The following is a 16706-nucleotide window of genomic DNA, read 5'->3' as shown; positions in this document are numbered from 1 at the left end:
CAGTATTACGATTATAAGCGAGCAGCTTTGTTAGCTTTTGCGGAATTGTATAGAGAAGGTTCTCTAATCATTCATGAATTATAAATTTTTCGGAGGTTTTCCCAAGAAAATTCCAAGATTTTTCCGAGAAAGCTCGGAGGTTTGGGACGATTTTAAGTGCTAGACTAGTATTATCACCAGTTGAGCAGAAGCGGTGATAAGTATCTCCTGATTTATTTTTTGGGTGATTCCTCAAAATGTGAATCAGTTAGGAAGTAGCTCAGTGGAAGAGCCATTGAATTTATTCAATAAGTCGCAGGTTCGATTCCTGCCTTCCTAATAGCAGAGTAGAGCAGTAGGGAGCTCACTAGGTTCATAACCTAGAGGTCGTGGGTTCGAGTCCCACCTCTGCAATTTGAGTCATGCGAAAGCGTGGCTTTTTGTTTTGCTGAAAGGAGGTAGCACAAAAGCGCAAGCATATTGCTCACGCTTATGATGTTATTGGATTTCTAGCTTGCGTTCAAGTGCTTCTGTAAGAATCTGGGAGAAATTTAGATTTTCTTTCTCTGCTAGATTGTTCAACCATTCTGGAACTGTTACGTTCTTACGGACTTTTTTGGATTGGTATTTCCGTTTGTAGGAAAGCATATCAATACTTACTAGAGCGATGTCGCTTTGTGGATATTGCTCTCGCACTTCAGAAAGAGTGCTAGGCTTTGGATAATCCGTATAATCTTCGAGTACGAAACCAAGTACTTCAATGGCCATTTCATATGCCTCTTGTGGATTTTTTCCTTGGGTAATAGCTTCGGGAACATCTGGGAATTTAACCATGATATAGTCGCCGTCTGCTGTAAAAGTAGCTGGGTAAAGTAACATTTCTTTCCTCCTTTGTTAAGGTAAGTAATCCAATTGGCAAGCAGGCTATTTCAGACCTGCTTGCTTTAGGATTTCGGCTTCAAGACCTTTACCGAGGTCTGTGTTGTGCATTGGAACCACTGTTTGATGTCCGTTATCATCTCGGAGTTTCTTGTGACTTCCATTTTGACCGACTTCATAAAACCCATTCTTTTTTAGCAGTTTTACCATCTGCTTTGGGGTCATTGGCATATTACTTACCTCACTTTCTATACTTATATTATACACATTCCGACAAAAGAAGTCAAGTGTTTTTGTGTATAAAATACGCATTATTTTAAAGAGGAAACTTATGCTTGATACTTCCACAAAAGAGAACCGCAAGGACTTCTACAACTCACGCGCCTGGCGCAAGCTAAGACTCGAAGCGTTGGCTCGTGATAACTTTGAATGTCAGTGGTGCAAGAAGGAGGGGAGACTATCTAACAACATCAATGCAGCACTGGAGGTGGACCACATCATGGAGCTAGAGTATTATCCAGAGCTAGCACTAGAGCTAGATAACCTTAGAACCTTGTGCAAGGCTTGCCACAACAAGCGTCATGAACGTTTTGAGTTTCGAGGCAAGAGTAAAGAAAAAGTCAAGTATAGGGCGGACGAATGGTGGGGATAGCACCCCCGGGTCGAAAAAATTCGGTTTTTAATTTGATTCCGCCGCCGGTGGCGGGGTCGATTACGGAGATATTTGTATTTCTCGCGTACGACCCCCCTCCCCCCCTATCAAGCACCTTGTAAACTATGAAAAGGAGGTAGAGATTTGGACAAGTTGGAAGAGCGTGAAAAGCTAGTAAAAAAGGAGCTTTCGAGGCTTCGGAAGCTCTTTGTGGATATACCAGAAAACAAGAAAAAAGTATCTGAAGGACTCATGATTCAGGCTGCAAGATTGCGCATTTTATTGAATGATTTGTGGCAAGATATATCAAAAAATGGCGATTATGAGCTATTTTCGCAGTCAGAAAATCAAGAACCCTACGAGCGAGAGCGCCCCGCCGCCAAACTCTACAATTCTCGGGACGCCACTTATCATAAAGTCATCAAACAACTCATAGACCTTTTACCAGAGGAAAAACAAATCGATCCGCAAGTAGTCACGGATGGAAGTGACCTTCTGTGATTGCTCACCCTTTAATTGATGAATACGTTGAGTTGATTGAGACTGGCCAAATCCGAGTCAATGAAGAACGAAAAAAGCTGGTTAAGATTATCAAGGAAAAAATCTTGACTAGGGACGACCTTTATTTTGACGAAGATTTGATTGATAAGTACATTCGCTTTTCCGAGAAAAACTTTTTTCCTTTGGCTAAATATCAAAAATTCATCACCCCTTTTATTTTCCTTTATCGAAAGGATAACGGGGAGCCACAATTCAATGAAATTTTGATTACTTTAGCTCGTGGGGGTGGCAAGAATGGTTTTATGTCTACTCGAGATGCTTTCTTTATTAGTCCTTTGTATCCTGTTAAGAATTACGACGTGACCATCACGGCCAATTCGGAGAAGCAGGGGAAGGTCTCCTTTGAGGAAGTTCACGAGACAATTCAAGCTCGTGGGTTGGAAAATAATTATTATCTAACCAAGATGGCCATCATTGGGAAGGTCAACAATTCGACCTTTTCTTTTCGGACCAACAACCCGAAAACGATGGACTCTGCGCGTGATGGTTGTTTGGAGTTTGATGAAATCCACCAGTTCGAAGACGATAGAGCGGTCAAAGTTCAAAAATCTGGTCTAGGGAAGATTCCCCACGCTAGGACTTTCTACAATGGGACCAATGGTTATGTTCGGGAGGGGTTCTATGATAAGACAATCGCAAAATCGCAACAAATCCTTGATGGCAACGTCGAGGATTTTCGTCTATTCCCATTCATTTGTAAGTTGGATAATCCGGAAGAGGTCACGGATACCCGGAATTGGCCAAAAGCTAATCCAATGCTTGATGAAGAGTCAGATTATGCCAAGCGCCTGTGGGATGTCACCAAGGCCGACTATGACGACCTAGAACTTTCTCCAAGTGGCCGGCAAGAGTTCATGACCAAGCGCATGAATCTTCCGGAGGCGGATTTGGAGAAGGATGTCACCAGTCGTGAGAAACTCTTAGCAACACAACGTCAGCCAGCTTATGAGTTGGCCAAACGTTCCTGTGTGGTTGGTTTTGACTATGCAGGAATTCGAGACTTCGCTAGTGTTGGGCTTTTGTTTCACGATGGCGATGAATACGCCTGGATTCAACACAGTTTCGCACGAAAAACTTTCATTGAGGAATTTAAACTCAAGGCTCCAATCCATGAATGGGAGGAGCAAGGGCTTTTGACGCTTGTAGATAGTCCATCAATTAGCCCCCATTTGATTATTGACCGGATAATCGAGTGGTCCAAAAACTATCAAATTGAAATTGTCTGTGCGGATTCTCATAAGATGGACCTGCTAAAACCTCTTTTGGAAGAAGCTGGATTTGAGTATGAGTTTTTGAGGAATCCTGGTGCCATTCAAGGAAAGATGGCTCCAATCATCGAGGATGGCTTTGAGAATGAGCGGTTCGCTTTTGGTCAGGATAAGATGATGCTTTGGTATACAGATAATACCTTTGTCAAACGGGACCGCTCTGGGAATGTTCGTTTTGATAAAAAAGAGCCGGTAAGGCGAAAGACAGATGGCTTCCATGCGCTGATTGCTGCTCTTTACAAGAGGGAATTGATTCAGCAAGACACAATGGAGGGCTTCTTAGATGCCATGGCCGGTTGGAATTTTTAGTTTAGAAAGGAGGGGAGATCTTGGGGTGGCTTAAGTATTTTAAAAATCGCCGAAATGAATTGGATGTCGAATTGGAATTCGAAGATATATCGAAGGTCTACGACACGCTCTATTTAAAGAGTATGGCTCTTGATAAGGCAGCAGAGTTTTTGGCCAGATCTTTTGCCAGTACGGAATTCCGTTACTTGGAAGACGGAAAATCGGCCAGAAATGGTTGGACCCGGATATTGAACCGATCGCCGAATCGGAACCAATCGGCCACGAGCTTTTGGCAGAAGGTCATCTATAAGTTGATCACAGAGAATGAGGTCCTGATTGTTCTCTCACAGGATAATCAACTCTTAATTGCCGATAGCTATATCCGGAAGAACTATGCTCTTTATAGTGACACCTTTAGCTCTGTAGTAGTCAAAAACTATCAATTTGAAAAGAGCTTCAAGGCGGAAGATGTCATTTTTATTGAGTACAACAACAATAAGCTTTCTTGGTATTTAGAGCGGCTTTTTAGTGATTGTCAGAGGCTCTATGTTCGAATCTTAGAGGCCTTAGAGCGAACAAATCAGATTCGCTCTGTTATTAAGACAAAGTCTAATGGTCCGATTGATGATGGAGCGGTTAAAAAATGGCAGACCTACGCTGACGGTTTGTTCAAATCTTTTTCCAACAAATCGATTGCCATTGTTCCTATGCAGCATGGACTAGAGTATGAGGAGTTCACCAACAAGGTTGGGGCCAGCAACTTGTCCGTTGACGAATTGAAGCGATTGAAACGTCAATTCGAGGATGATGTAGCCGAATTAATCGGGATTCCTAGCACCTTGCTTCATTCAGACGTGGCAGACCTGGAGAGTTCGCAAAAAGCCTTTAATGATTATTGTTTGAATCCTTTGATTCAGAAAATCGAGGATGAATTGAACGCCAAAATCATTAAAGAGAATGCCAATGCCGAGATCAAGTTAATTGGTTTGTCTAAGGCAAATCTATTCGATTTGGCCACAAACATTGACAAGTTATTGTCCTCCGGGGCATTTAACCGCAATGAAATTCGGAAAGAGCTCAATTATGAACCGATTCCGGATGGGGACCAGTTCTATATCACTAAGAACTATGAGCAGGAATCAGAGAAAGGAGGTGAAAGCGATGAAAAAGATAGAAGTGAAGGGGACGATCGTGAGTGATTCTCAAGCGAGATTTTACAAGTACTTTGGAATCCCTTGTACCAGCCCATCTAGTGTAGCCTTGCCAGAAACGGGTGAAGATGTTCTAATAGAAATCAATTCCGGGGGTGGTGAGGTTTTTGCAGGTAGCGAAATCTTTACCAAACTGAAAGCCTATGAAGGCAAGGTGACTGCCCATGTTGTTGGTCTTGCAGCGTCGGCCGCTAGTGTTGTTTTGATGGGGGCGGATGAAATTGAAATCAGTCCAACAGCCCAAATTATGATCCATAATGCTTGGTCTTATGCTATAGGTGACTCCAAAGATATGCTTCATGAAGCGGAAATTTTGGAAGGAATCAATCAATCCATTATGAATGCTTATACCATGAAGACAGCCCGTTCTAAAGAGGAACTCCAGGAGTTGATGGAAGCTGAGACCTGGATGGGGGCAGAGCGAGCTGTTGAACTTGGTTTTGCGGATCGAATCATGTTTGAAGAAGAAAAGGCTCCTGTGAATGTCTATGCTTCAGCTGGTTATGTGCTTCCGGATGAAGTGCTGGCTAAGGTGGAGAAATTTATGCAGCAGGATAACCCGTTCAAGGTTGCTGTTGACTGGGATACTTTCCCTATGGATGAATTGGCGGATAAGATTGCTAGCCGTTTACAAACAACTGAAAAAGACAACTCTGACAAGCCTTCTAGCTTGTTTTTATTTTAGTCAAAAGGAGACAAGATGAAATTAAATGAAACTTTTAAAGAAGCGCGTCAAAAATTTCTTGACGCTGTCGCAAATGGCGCAAGTCAGGAAGAGCAAGAGAAGCTCTATGAGGCAATGATTAATGCGATTGAAGAGCTAGCAGTAGCTTCCGCTCGTGAAGAGGTTGAGAGCATGATTGCTCAAACTCCTAAAGAAGCGGCTATGTCTGCGCGTGAGTTGGAATTCTGGAATACCGTTAAGAAAGAAGCGCCAACAGGGATTGAGAAGCACTTTCCAGAGGAAACGGTCGACAAGATTTTTGAGGACTTGGTCCAATCTCGGCCACTGCTTCAACATATCGGCCTTCGCAATGCTTCTGTCCGTCTCAAGTTCTTAACTAGTGCAACTAAGGGGCAAGCCGTCTGGGGCAAGATCAATAGTGAAATTCGCGGTCAGCTCGAACAGTCCTTCGATGAAGAAACTGCAATCCAAAACAAACTGACCGCCTTTGTGGTAATTCCCAAGGATACAGAGAAGTTTTCTCCATCCTGGTTGCAGACCTTTATCCTTACGCAAATTAACGAGGCCTTTGCGGACGCTTTGGAGGATGCCTTCCTTAATGGAGATGGGGATAATAAGCCGGTTGGTCTGACCCGTGATGTGACCGCGGAGAACCGAACCAAACAAATGGTCTTTTCTGAAAAAACTTCTCAAGGCAACCTGACCTTTGCGGATCCGGATGCCGTGGTGAAGGAAATCAAGGACATTCATAAGTTCCACGCTGTCAAAGAAAATGGCTTCCCAGTACAGACAGAAGGCAGCCTCTGCTTGGTTGTGAATCCAGCCGATGCCTGGGATGTGAAATCTCAATGGACTTCTTTGAATGCGCAAGGGGTCTATGTGACAGCTATGCCATTCAATCCAACTATCATTGAATCCAGTAAGCAGGCAGCCGGAAAGATTACTTCTTTCATCAAAGGGCGCTATGATGCCGTGATTGCTGGCGGTATTGAAATCGGCAAATTTGATGAGACTTTCGCCCTCGAAGATTTGACTCTCTACACCGCTAAGCAATTTGCTCATGGTATGCCTCATGATGCCAAAACGGCTGCTGTGTGGACCTTGGCCTTGGGAACCAAACCTAAAAGCAAATAGGTAGGAGGTGCTTTGATTGGAAGAGCAGAAGAATCACCCCCTATTAGGGGAATTCAAAGGGAGGATGCGGATTTTTCATGATGCAGACGATTCAAACTTGAATTATATCCTGGACTCCAGTCAAAGCGCCCTGACCCGCTTAACTGGAATTACTGATTTAGAGAATGTTGAATTTAAGGAACTGATTATTGAGCGCTCTCGCTATGTCTACCATGACCAGGTTGAATTTTTCTGGGAGAATTTTCAGGCTGATATTTTAGGTCTATCGATCGCTCATTATGTTCCGGAGGACGACAGCGAACAGAAAGGAGACACAGATAGTGGCAACAAAGAAGAAAGAACAACAACTTGAGGCTTTGGCTGATTTCTTTGATCTGGAGGAGAATAAGATGCGCTTCTCCGGTGAAGTTTTTACAGCTAGCGAAGAGCGGGCCAAGGAGCTCCTAGAAAAACTTCCAGGGATTGTGGCTAATGCTGTACAGGAATGATAAGCCCCATTTTAACTATCGCAAACCAGAGCTAACCAACGGGGAATTGGTGACACCGGTTCGATTTTATACTAGTAAAATCAAGCCAGGGTTAGATGGTAGGGGGACAATAAATGAAGAAGTGTACTTTGCTTTTGCGAAAGTTTCTCCTCCATCTATGAAAGATATTGAACTAGCTACTAATGTCAAAATGACTGCTAGGACGACTATACGGATTCGGGATCCTCTGGATGCTTATCAACCCAGCACAAAAGACCTGATTGTCATTGAGGACAAACGGGAAAAAGGGAGGTTCTGGAAGATTGTAGGAATTCGACCAGACTATGATGACCGGAATGTATTAGTGATTGTGATTGGAGGTCCGCAAAATGAGCGGTAGTGCGCGTTTAGTAGGTCAAGAAAAAATCTTGGCAGAGATTGAACGCCGTCTTGGTGATGCAAAAATCAAACGGGTGGTGAATTCGATTTTAAAAGAGGAAGCACAGGAAGTGACTGAAGAACTCCGTGGTGTGATCAGTGGTTTCCAGATGACTGGGCAAAATACTGCAGCAGTAGATCACGGTGGAATCTCAAGTGCGTCAGGAGTACCTTCTATCAAAATCGGATTCGGCGATGCGTCTCGTGCGCCGTTAGTTCACCTTTCTGAATTTGGTTACGCTGGTAAATCAAATCCACGCGGATTTGGAGCTATTCGTAAACTAGCAGAAACCAAGAAAGTAACCTTTGCAAAGTCAGTTCAGGCAAAAGTTATTAAGGAGATTTTCTAAATGGAAATCAGAGATCAGTTAGAGGAACTGTATGAGGCATTGCTTGCAGAACCGGAGCTAGAAGGAGTTTTAATTAAATCCTACACCCGTCCGGAAGAATTAGATGAGACAGAACCGAGTATCATCTTGATTCCTATAGGTCCACCTATGCAATCCAATGCAGGTTCAGACATCTATCTAACAAAGAAATTCATGTATCAGGTTAATGTAGAAAGCATTGATCGTAAGGAAGCCAAAGGACTCCAAGCCGTTGTAGAAAGGGTGTTGCTTGAAAAAGGTTTTCATCAAATGAGCGGCGGATTGGATGAGTGGATTCCAGATATTAAACGCTATGCAGATGCCCGAACCTACTCAGGCCGTGGCGTATTATACGAAAATTATTAAAGTGAGGAAAAGAAATGAAGGGATTTAAACGATTATTTATCCGTGTTCATGACGGGGCACAGCCAGTATTAGATAAAAATTTGTTCGTGATTGAAGGTAAACCAGGAAAAGGGGCAACTCAAACGGCTAACATTTCAGGACTTTCATCAGAACCGGTCAAAACATATGGTTCAAATATTGCTTATTATGTAGCAAATCGGGGAGTCGGTGACCTTCAAGTTGAATTTGGAATTATTGATTTGCCCTACAAGGTTGAAGCGATTATTCTGGGTCAAAAAATCAATGGTAATACTATTAAAATCGGTGCTGACACAGTTGCGCCTTACTGTTCAATTTTGATGGAGTCAAGTATCGCGGATGGTACGCCTGCTTTTATTGGTTGCTACAACGGTCAATTCTCTCGAGAATCAGTGGAGTTCGAAACGGAGAAAGATAGTCAAGAAGAATTGACTGCTGACTCTCTCAAGTTTTCTGCTATTGCTTCAACTGACGCAAATACAGAGGGTCTCTATGTGATTAAGCATTTGGGGAATGACGAACAGGAATTAAACGCAATTAAAGCAGAACTTAAAATGGTTAATGCTGCGTAATATAGGGTGGTTAATCCTCCCTTTTTATTTTTATTTAAAGAGGAGAAATCATGTCTAAACTAAAAATTACCATTAAGAACAAATATGGAGAAGAGGAAGTACGTCGGTCTAAAGAAATCACAGCTCGGGATTACCGTGATTTTTTGGTTTTACGTAAGAAGACTGAGTCCGAGGAGGTTGACGCTGTAGAGGTTTTTGACCTCGAATTGGAGTTTATTGTTGGTTTATTCGAAGATGTGACAGTTGATGAATTGCTCGACTACACGGATTATAGACAAATCTATGAAATCTACTTGAAAGTTTACGAGCACTTAGTAGGTGGTGGTTCAGACGATGAAGAGGGAAAAAAGTAAGTGCCAGCGAGGCGCTAGACCAGTTTTATACCTTCATTAAAAATGTGGTTGGTTCAGGACTGTCTATGAGTCTTGAAGATGTGATGAGCACATCTTGGGAAGACTTGATGGCAATCCTGGACAACGCTGAAAAAAGAAAAGAAGAAGAAATCGAAGACTTTTCAGAATTTTTCATGTAGAAAGGAGGAAAACAAATGGCAAGAGCGCCGATTGGCGAAATGTTTATTGAGCTGGGTTTAGATACTACTAAATTTGGTAAAGGAGCAAGTAGTACTCGGAGTGCTATCAGATTTTTTGGCTCTGAGGTCCGAGCATTAGACAACATCATGAAGTCGTCTGGAAAAAGCTTGGATTTATTAGGTCAGAAACATAAAGCTCTTGGAAATCAAATCGAAGCTCAGAAACAGCGTATCAAGCAACTTCAAGATGCATACAACGATCCTAAAAAAAGCCAAACACGTAAAGACGCCATAGCAGCCCAAATTGGAAATGAGACTGCTAAACTCAAGGCGATGGAAGGGCAGTTAAAACTAGTCAACGCGGAAATGGATAAACTTCAGCTCCCACGGACTATCGGCTTACGTTTGGAAGAAGCAGGGGCTAAAATTGAAAGTTTCGGTCAGAAGATGAAATCTGTCAGCGGAAAAATCAGTTCAATTGGTGATGGTCTCACTAAAGGCGTCACTGCTCCAATTGTAGCTGGAGCTGGTATTGCTATAAAAGCTGCTATGGACTATGAATCTGCTTTTGCGGGAGTGAAGAAAACAGTTGATGGGACTGCCCAGGATTTCGAAAAGCTTTCCAGCGGAATTCGGGAAATGTCTAAGACCATGCCAGCTAGTGCGGTAGAAATCGCCAATGTCGCGGAAGCAGCGGGTCAATTGGGAATTAAGAAAGAAGATATCTTATCCTTCTCTAAAACCATGATTGACCTCGGAGAATCTACGAACCTTTCAGCGACAGATGCGGCTGCTGCTATTGCTAAGTTGGCCAATATCACAGGTATGACTGCAGATGACTACTCCAGATTTGGTTCAGCAGTTGTTGCTCTCGGGAATAATTTTGCGACAACAGAAGCGGATATTGTTAACATGTCTACTCGTTTAGCATCAGCGGGTACTATGGCTGGACTTACCAACCAAGAGATTCTTGCTTTAGCTACGGCCATGAGTTCGGTTGGTATTGAGGCGGAAGCTGGAGGTACAGCTATGTCTCAAACTTTAGCAACGATTGGAAAAGCAGTCGATACAGCAAGCGAAGATGTTCAGAAGTTTGCAACAGTAGCTGGTATGTCAGCAGAAGAATTTACTGCAGCGTGGAAAGAAAAACCAATGGATGCTTTGAAAGCTTTCATATCTGGCTTGCAGGAAATGGATAAACAAGGGTTTAGTTCAACTGCAATCTTGGAAGATTTGGGAATGTCTGGTGTTCGGCAGTCCAATATGTTGAAAGCTTTGGGGTTGGCCTTTGGAACAGTAGAAGATGCTACCAAGTTAGCAAACGAGGCCTGGAGTGAAAACACAGCTCTTTCAGAAGAAGCTGCTCAACGTTACGAGACAACTGAATCGAAAGTCCAAATGCTCAAGAACCAAGTTACTGATTTGGCGATTGAGTTTGGAGGTCCACTGCTAGATGCAATCAAGGATAGCCTTGAGGCTGGGAAACCTTTTATCAAATGGGCTTCTGAGTTGGCCAAAAATTTCTCGTCTTTGAGTAGAGAGCAACAACAAAATATCGTTAAGTGGGGTGGACTTATTGCAGTAGCAGGCCCATTCCTTTCATTCGTTGGTCGCGCCGGTGGCGGAATTAGTACGTTGATTAGCGGATTCGGAAAACTGACTGGCGGGATCGGAAAGGGTATTGGTTCTTTTAAAAATCTGGGAAAAGCTGCTGAGGTTGCATCAGGAGCATCTGGTATGGCTGGCGCAGCAAGTTCAGCAACGGAGCTAGGTGGTGCAGTTGGCGCATTATCAAATCCTATTGGACTTCTTGTTGGTACAACAGCTTTACTTGCAGGCGGAGTTGCTCTTTTGGCTGCTGAAAAAGATAGGGCGCGTCAAAGAGCAGAGGAGTTTGGAACAGCTTTGGATAATGCGCAACGAAAAGAGTTGCAGGATTTCAAAGTTAAAGTTGATGAAGCAAAATCTGCAATTGTAGACTTTACTTCAAAATCTGTCGACGTCGATAAAGTCAAAGAAGCGTTCAAGAGTTTACGAGATGAGATTGAACAGACTTCTAAAAATGCAAATCAGAGACTAGAGGAGCTTGGGAAAAAATGGGGTTTGTCTGACGAACAAATCCAAAAAGCTAAAGCTAAAAATCAGCTTATGGTGGAAAATACCGATTCAATGGTGAATCAGATTAACGAAATCTACGAACGCCACAAAGGTGATGCCTCTTCTTTCAGTCAAGAAGAGAAAGATATCATTTTAAATAACCAGCGGGAGATAACGAGAACTAAGCTTGAGTTGATGAAGTTGAGTAATAAGCAACAAACTGCGGTTATGAAAGCTTTGAATGGCGAAATCAATCAGCTTAATGAAACTCAACTCAAAGAGACCACAAAATCTTTGAAAAAAGCGATGGATGAAGAAAATCGTATTTTTAAAGAAAGTAAGGACGAGCTAAAAACATTGTATGAATCTGGGATGTTAGATAAAGAGGAGTACAATGCCAAGATGAAACGTTTGGAGTCAGAACATCAGGCTACAATGGAAAATCTTGGAACGAAATATGTTGAAGCAATGAAACGTATGGATCGGTTGGCGAAGGAGCGGACTGGTCAAAATTGGAATTATTGGGAAGAAGCTAAAAAAGTTTTAGAAGAATACGGTATGTCCTTTGATGATATCGGCAAAAAAGCCCAAGAAGCAGCAAAGGCAGGCGGTCAATCAACTGGGATGTTAGCTAAGTACACGGCTGATATGACCAAGGAAACTAAAGAAGCTAATGATGCATGGTCAGCTTTGGTAGGGACACTTGATGAAAAAACCGGTAGATTTGAAATTAAATCCAATGTCAAAGAAGCGATAAATGAAGCAACCCAATCCCAAGAGAGTTGGGAGCAGTTGATGTTTATTGCTAAAAACGCCGATTTGGAAACGAATGCACGGGTTACAATTGCAGAAGCTTTGGCTGAAAGCGGCCGTTGGGATTCTATGACCCTGGAAGAGAAAGAGTTGGTGTTAGACGGCAAGAAAGGTTTGCAGGCTATTTTCGATTCTAAGAAGAACCTTGAGGCTTGGAATCAAATTCCGGCTGAAATGAAAGAGTTAATTCTCAAAAATGATGAGGTGATCGGTAACGCCGAAAATGCCCAGAAAATGCTTGAGAATTGGAATGCCTTAACCCCTGAACAGAAAAAACTGATTGCAGATGATGAAAATGTTCGGAATGTCATTGCGAATTCAACAGCTAATTTGATGGGTTGGGATTTGTTGACGACAAATCCTAAAAATCTAACAGGGGATATGACCAATCTATCTGAAGTGTTAGCCCTTGGAGATGGCGCTCTACAAGCTTGGAACGCAGTTATCCCAGATCCAAAAACCTTGACAGCTCAGGATGAAACAAGTGGAGGGGTTGAGAGTGCTAAAACCACTGTTGGTATGTTAGCTGGTTTAAATATTGTACCGCCTATTCCGTTGTTGTCCGTAGACCAAACGGGAGACGGTGTTTCGAAAGCGCAAGATAGCGTTAATAGTGTTAAGCAGAATAAACCGTCAGATGTGAAAGCGGACAATAAGACTATAGGACCAGTTCGAGATGCAAACAAGGCAGTGAACTCTGTTAAACAGAAAAATCCTTCAGATATTAAAGCTAATGACCATGCTTCACTGGTCGCCCAGGCAGTTCAAGGGCAGTTGAATTTAATCGAACGAAACGTCGTGGTTACAATCACTGCCAATCGGGTTGGTAATTTCTCAAGAAATGAAAAAGGTACTAACTTCCACCCTGGCGGCTTAGCTATGGTCAATGACCAAAAAGGTCCGCTCTACAAAGAGTTAATTCAACTCCCTTCTGGTAAATCTTTTATCCCTGAAGGTCGAAATGTTCTTTTAGATCTTCCGCGAGGAACTAAGGTTCTTCCAGCGAACAGAACGCGTGATTTAATGCAGGCTAAGGGAGTTCCGGGATATAAAGATGGTATTGGATTCCCAGATAATTCCTTTATTTTTAGGGAGTTTAAGACAAGCAAACCTCAACAGGAAAATGACGCAGTTCTTCAAGTCCTGAAGCAGATTCTCTTTGAGTTGAAAATCAATCGAACAAATCCGGAAATCAGTCAAGGTGCTGGAAATGTTTATTTCAATACTGAAAAAGTTGGTCGAGTTATCCAAGAAAGACTAGATCGCAATAGTCGAATGCAATCACGAATGAAAGGGGAGGTAAATTTTGAGTGAAGTTCAAATCAGCTATGATGATATCAATTTGTCTGACCTAATCATCATAAAAGACATTCGAAGAGATATCGGAAATCCTCGGGATATCCAAACCAATAATTCTATTTTTCTTGGGGAGGCTTTTGAGCGTGTTATCAACCGAGGTAAAACCATTCAAGTTGAATTTGCCATTTGGGGCAAGAATAAAAATGAGACCAAACACAAGCTCGCAGGTATTTTTTATACCAAGGAGCCCAAGCGCTTGGTTTTTTCTGATGAACCGGATAAGTATTACATGGCCCTCATTACAGGGGAGATTCAGATTGTCGAAACTCATGGCCGATGGTCAGAGGGTTCCATGTCCTTTTTTATTCCGGATGGGGTGGCCCACTCTTATGCTTATAAGGAGGTCACCACCCACCGTGTAGAAAGTGACCGAATCATCTATACCGTTGACAATCAGGGGACAGTTGACGCCTTTCCAATTATCGAAGTGGAACATGAAGAATCGAATGGCTATTTAGCCTTTGTTAATCGTGAGGGTATCAGCGCTTTGGGTGATGAATCAAAGGTCGATGCGGATGCCTATGTTCGACCTTCGGAACCTCTGCTTGATTTCAAAGCTGGTCGGCTTTTCAACAGTGTGTCTCTACCTTCCTCTTCTTACGGAGGTTCCACGGGCGGAGTAGCTCGGATGGAGTTCACTTCGAATAACGATCGTGGCTATCGGTTGCGGATCACTCTTGAAACCCTTAGTCAGAACATCAGCTCTCGAACCAGCCAAGTGAAGGTCAGCGCCCATCTCTTAAATCAGGGTTGGACCTTTGCTTTATACGACATCAATGCTTCCGTTACAGTTAGTGGCCAAACCTTTACTTATTCAGGGCGGCCACAAATGTTGACAAAAAACTCCAGTATTCTTTTGATTGAAAAAACTATCTCGGTGACTCATGACGGGAATGGTGCTAAAACGATTTCTGTCTCTGGTTGGCTAACTGGTCAAGGTGGCTATTCGCCCAATCGGTTGACCGTTCGTACTTCTAACTACAGTCTTCCAAGGCTAGCTCTATCTAGTCAGTCTAGTGGACATACTCAAGCAAGCGGGCCTAATCTGGCCCAAAAGAACGTGGCCGTTAGAAATGACAATAGCGACGTGCAAAATGCCAGTCTCAAGGTTGAGAATGTTTGGGGAAGGAATCACTTAGCTCTGAACTCTCTCGGAGAGGTCGGCCAAAACCAGAGAGCCAGTTCTGCGGGATTGACCTGGGTTATTCCAGGTAGTGAACGAACCACGAGCGAGTATATTTGGTGGCGTCAGATTTTTTGGTGTGGGCGCGTGAATCAGCGTGGCTTTCTCAAGGTCATTGTCTCAGACGAAAGCGGCGCCTTCCTTTATGGAGTAGAGACCATCAAGCGAGGGGGTGATTTTGAGACCGAGTACAATTTCTTTGCCACAGACGGTAAGGGTGGCTTTGAATTTTTGAAACAATGGAAATTTAAGCCCAGCCATAAGAACGAGGAGAATCCCTTCAATAGGGACCGTGGTTGGTCAGATTTGAACCGGAAAGATGACCAGGTTGACGTTTATTGGTTTGGTTCTCATTTCCGGGTAACTGTTCCCAACATCAGAGGGAAGAAAGCGGCTAAGATTCATGTTGTTTGGGGTGGCTATCCAGGTAGTGAATGGCCAACTCATATGTACCTAGATGAATTGTATTTTCGAATGGATTTCGGCAAGAAGTTCACGGATAAGCCGACCAATCCTTTTGGGAAACAGTCCAAGGTCGTCATCAATTCGGAAGATGATACGATCCAGGTTGACGGAGTGATGAATGCCAATCTTTTAATTGATGGTGCTGGTTTTATTCGTCTCCCGCCAGGGGAATCTGAACTTCAATTTTTTGCTTCAAAATGGACTAAGAGGATGCCTCGTGTGACTATTAGATATAGGGAAAGGTGGTTGTAACTTGTTATTAACAATTCATGATGCGAATTTGAAAAAGGTTGCTTTTGTGGACAACACAAAAACGCAAACCTTGAATTTTTTTAACGACCAGTGGCATCGAAGTCTTCAGCATGCGACCTCGACCTTTACCTTTTCGGTTTTTAAAAAGGCGCTTCAATATGACACCATGATTTCTAAGACCTACAATGTATTGAATGAGCGGTCCTTTGTTTCCTTTCACTATAAGGGGCGGACCTATCTTTTCAATGTCATGCAAGTCAAGGAGACAGAGCATATTATTGAGTGTACCAGCGAATACTTGTCCATGGAACTTTTAAATGAGTATTGCGGAGCCTTTAAATCTGACAAGACCATGAGTTTCATTGAGTATATGAATCTCTGGGAGATGGTGGAGAATAATGCCATTAAAATCGGGATCAACGAGGTCAAGGATCAGAAGCGCACCTTGGAATGGGAAGGTGAAGATACTGGTCTCAAGCGTCTCTTATCTATTGCCAATAAGTTTGATGCAGAGATTGAATTTGTGACTAAGTTGAAAGCAGATTCTAGTCTTGACGCCTTTGTGCTTAACATCTACAAAGCCAATAACGGCAAGGACATTCAGGGGGTCGGTAAACGTCGTAGTGACATCTTGTTGAATTATGGGAAGAATGTTGCGGGGATTAGTCGGACTGTAGATAAGACAGACATCTACAATGCGACCATGCCCATCGGTACCACCTCCAAGACGGTTGATGATCCCAAAAAAGGGACTGCTGCCAAACAAGCGACCACCAAAACAGGCTACACTGGTTCGGAAATCAAGTACGCGGGTAAGACTCTATCTAAGGAAAATCTGTCTAAGATTGTTGAATATTGCCGTAAGAACGATTTGTTGATTTCAGGGGTTATCTGCCAGCTATGGCTTGAAAGTAACTGGGGAAATTCCAATGTGGCCAAGATGGACAATAACTGGTCAGGCATGAGTGGTGGTGCTCAGACACGGCCATCGGGAGTTGTGGTGACGACCGGTTCCTGGCGTCCGGCAAACGAGGGCGGGACTTATATGCACTATGCTAATCTGGATGATTTCTTCAAGGACTATACCTATACACTAGCTCATCAAGGCATCTATGCCGT

The 16706-nt window shown here is 43.0% G+C and carries 18 protein-coding genes and 2 tRNA genes; 18 read left to right on the top strand and 2 right to left on the bottom strand.

Annotated features, from left to right (window positions below; genetic code table 11):
• Window positions 1-248 precede the first annotated feature (248 nt).
• Both N4310_RS03160 and N4310_RS03155 read left to right on the top strand, forming a co-directional pair.
• Window positions 249-319: transfer RNA gene (locus N4310_RS03160), tRNA-OTHER, on the top strand.
• A gap of 1 nt (window position 320) precedes the next feature.
• Window positions 321-393: transfer RNA gene (locus N4310_RS03155), tRNA-Met, on the top strand.
• An 84-nt stretch (window positions 394-477) separates the two neighbouring features.
• On the opposite strand, the gene N4310_RS03150 is transcribed toward N4310_RS03155, so the two are convergent.
• Both N4310_RS03150 and N4310_RS03145 read right to left on the bottom strand, forming a co-directional pair.
• Window positions 478-858, bottom strand: coding sequence for a type II toxin-antitoxin system HicB family antitoxin (locus N4310_RS03150; protein WP_262092043.1), 381 nt, complete (start codon window positions 856-858; stop codon window positions 478-480).
• 45 nt (window positions 859-903) lie between these two features.
• A complete protein-coding gene (locus N4310_RS03145) occupies window positions 904-1089 on the bottom strand; it encodes a type II toxin-antitoxin system HicA family toxin (RefSeq protein WP_262092042.1) in 186 nt (61 codons plus the stop codon).
• A gap of 100 nt (window positions 1090-1189) precedes the next feature.
• On the opposite strand from N4310_RS03145, the gene N4310_RS03140 reads away from it, so the two are divergent.
• The 16 genes from N4310_RS03140 to N4310_RS03065 form a co-directional block, all read left to right on the top strand.
• Window positions 1190-1510 carry an HNH endonuclease gene (locus N4310_RS03140; RefSeq protein ID WP_262092041.1) on the top strand — a complete coding sequence of 107 codons (321 nt, stop codon included), beginning with the start codon at window positions 1190-1192 and terminating at the stop codon, window positions 1508-1510.
• A gap of 144 nt (window positions 1511-1654) precedes the next feature.
• Complete coding sequence (locus N4310_RS03135) at window positions 1655-2011, top strand: hypothetical protein (RefSeq protein ID WP_262092040.1); 357 nt, start codon at window positions 1655-1657, stop codon at window positions 2009-2011.
• Window positions 2008-3648: a terminase TerL endonuclease subunit gene (locus N4310_RS03130; protein WP_262092039.1), complete on the top strand. Its 1641-nt coding sequence runs from the start codon at window positions 2008-2010 to the stop codon at window positions 3646-3648. Before N4310_RS03135 ends, N4310_RS03130 begins: the two co-directional genes overlap by 4 nt.
• A gap of 20 nt (window positions 3649-3668) precedes the next feature.
• Window positions 3669-4826, top strand: a complete 1158-nt coding sequence (locus tag N4310_RS03125; protein WP_262092038.1) for a phage portal protein — start codon at window positions 3669-3671, stop codon at window positions 4824-4826.
• A complete protein-coding gene (locus tag N4310_RS03120; RefSeq protein ID WP_262092037.1) occupies window positions 4789-5523 on the top strand; it encodes a head maturation protease, ClpP-related in 735 nt (244 codons plus the stop codon). The genes N4310_RS03125 and N4310_RS03120 overlap by 38 nt, the downstream gene beginning before the upstream one ends.
• A 15-nt stretch (window positions 5524-5538) precedes the next feature.
• Window positions 5539-6657: a phage major capsid protein gene (locus tag N4310_RS03115; RefSeq protein WP_262092036.1), complete on the top strand. Its 1119-nt coding sequence runs from the start codon at window positions 5539-5541 to the stop codon at window positions 6655-6657.
• 16 nt (window positions 6658-6673) lie between these two features.
• Window positions 6674-7009 (top strand): head-tail connector protein, encoded by a 336-nt coding sequence (locus tag N4310_RS03110; protein ID WP_338092439.1) that lies wholly within the window; start codon window positions 6674-6676, stop codon window positions 7007-7009.
• Complete coding sequence (locus tag N4310_RS03105) at window positions 6978-7145, top strand: hypothetical protein (protein ID WP_262092035.1); 168 nt, start codon at window positions 6978-6980, stop codon at window positions 7143-7145. Before N4310_RS03110 ends, N4310_RS03105 begins: the two co-directional genes overlap by 32 nt.
• Window positions 7129-7524 (top strand): phage head-tail adapter protein, encoded by a 396-nt coding sequence (locus N4310_RS03100; protein ID WP_262092034.1) that lies wholly within the window; start codon window positions 7129-7131, stop codon window positions 7522-7524. Before N4310_RS03105 ends, N4310_RS03100 begins: the two co-directional genes overlap by 17 nt.
• On the top strand, window positions 7514-7912 hold the full coding sequence (locus tag N4310_RS03095; RefSeq protein WP_262092033.1) for a hypothetical protein: 399 nt from the start codon (window positions 7514-7516) through the stop codon (window positions 7910-7912). The genes N4310_RS03100 and N4310_RS03095 overlap by 11 nt, the downstream gene beginning before the upstream one ends.
• Complete coding sequence (locus N4310_RS03090) at window positions 7913-8296, top strand: hypothetical protein (RefSeq protein ID WP_262092032.1); 384 nt, start codon at window positions 7913-7915, stop codon at window positions 8294-8296.
• Window positions 8297-8310: 14 nt separating this feature from the next.
• Window positions 8311-8886 carry a major tail protein gene (locus N4310_RS03085; RefSeq protein ID WP_262092031.1) on the top strand — a complete coding sequence of 192 codons (576 nt, stop codon included), beginning with the start codon at window positions 8311-8313 and terminating at the stop codon, window positions 8884-8886.
• 50 nt (window positions 8887-8936) lie between these two features.
• Window positions 8937-9239 (top strand): phage tail assembly chaperone G, encoded by a 303-nt coding sequence (gene gpG, locus N4310_RS03080; RefSeq protein ID WP_262092030.1) that lies wholly within the window; start codon window positions 8937-8939, stop codon window positions 9237-9239.
• A 194-nt stretch (window positions 9240-9433) separates the two neighbouring features.
• On the top strand, window positions 9434-13642 hold the full coding sequence (locus N4310_RS03075) for a phage tail tape measure protein (RefSeq protein WP_262092029.1): 4209 nt from the start codon (window positions 9434-9436) through the stop codon (window positions 13640-13642).
• The gene (locus tag N4310_RS03070) at window positions 13635-15587 is read left to right on the top strand and encodes a distal tail protein Dit (protein ID WP_262092028.1); all 1953 of its coding nucleotides are present in this window, start codon (window positions 13635-13637) and stop codon (window positions 15585-15587) included. Before N4310_RS03075 ends, N4310_RS03070 begins: the two co-directional genes overlap by 8 nt.
• 1 nt (window position 15588) lies before the next feature.
• Window positions 15589-16706, top strand: a 1118-nt coding sequence (locus N4310_RS03065; RefSeq protein ID WP_262092027.1) for a glucosaminidase domain-containing protein, incomplete at its 3' end; no start/stop codon positions are given.

Source organism: Streptococcus danieliae (assembly GCF_025447695.1).
In the GTDB taxonomy this organism is placed as follows: Bacteria; Bacillota; Bacilli; order Lactobacillales; family Streptococcaceae; genus Streptococcus; species Streptococcus danieliae.
The sequence above is the reverse complement of the archived record's forward strand: the minus strand, read 5'-3'. Positions and strand labels throughout refer to the sequence as shown.

Bases quoted from the DNA above. Each gene is read 5' to 3' on its own strand.
- N4310_RS03150 (WP_262092043.1), bottom strand. From the start codon at position 858: ATGTTACTTTACCCAGCTACTTTTACAGCAGACGGCGACTATATCATG.
- N4310_RS03145 (WP_262092042.1), bottom strand. From the start codon at position 1,089: ATGCCAATGACCCCAAAGCAGATGGTAAAACTGCTAAAAAAGAATGGG.
- N4310_RS03140 (WP_262092041.1), top strand. From the start codon at position 1,190: ATGCTTGATACTTCCACAAAAGAGAACCGCAAGGACTTCTACAACTCA.
- N4310_RS03120 (WP_262092037.1), top strand. From the start codon at position 4,789: ATGAAAAAGATAGAAGTGAAGGGGACGATCGTGAGTGATTCTCAAGCG.
- N4310_RS03115 (WP_262092036.1), top strand. From the start codon at position 5,539: ATGAAATTAAATGAAACTTTTAAAGAAGCGCGTCAAAAATTTCTTGAC.
- N4310_RS03100 (WP_262092034.1), top strand. From the start codon at position 7,129: ATGCTGTACAGGAATGATAAGCCCCATTTTAACTATCGCAAACCAGAG.
- N4310_RS03095 (WP_262092033.1), top strand. From the start codon at position 7,514: ATGAGCGGTAGTGCGCGTTTAGTAGGTCAAGAAAAAATCTTGGCAGAG.
- N4310_RS03090 (WP_262092032.1), top strand. From the start codon at position 7,913: ATGGAAATCAGAGATCAGTTAGAGGAACTGTATGAGGCATTGCTTGCA.
- N4310_RS03085 (WP_262092031.1), top strand. From the start codon at position 8,311: ATGAAGGGATTTAAACGATTATTTATCCGTGTTCATGACGGGGCACAG.
- gpG (WP_262092030.1), top strand. From the start codon at position 8,937: ATGTCTAAACTAAAAATTACCATTAAGAACAAATATGGAGAAGAGGAA.
- N4310_RS03075 (WP_262092029.1), top strand. From the start codon at position 9,434: ATGGCAAGAGCGCCGATTGGCGAAATGTTTATTGAGCTGGGTTTAGAT.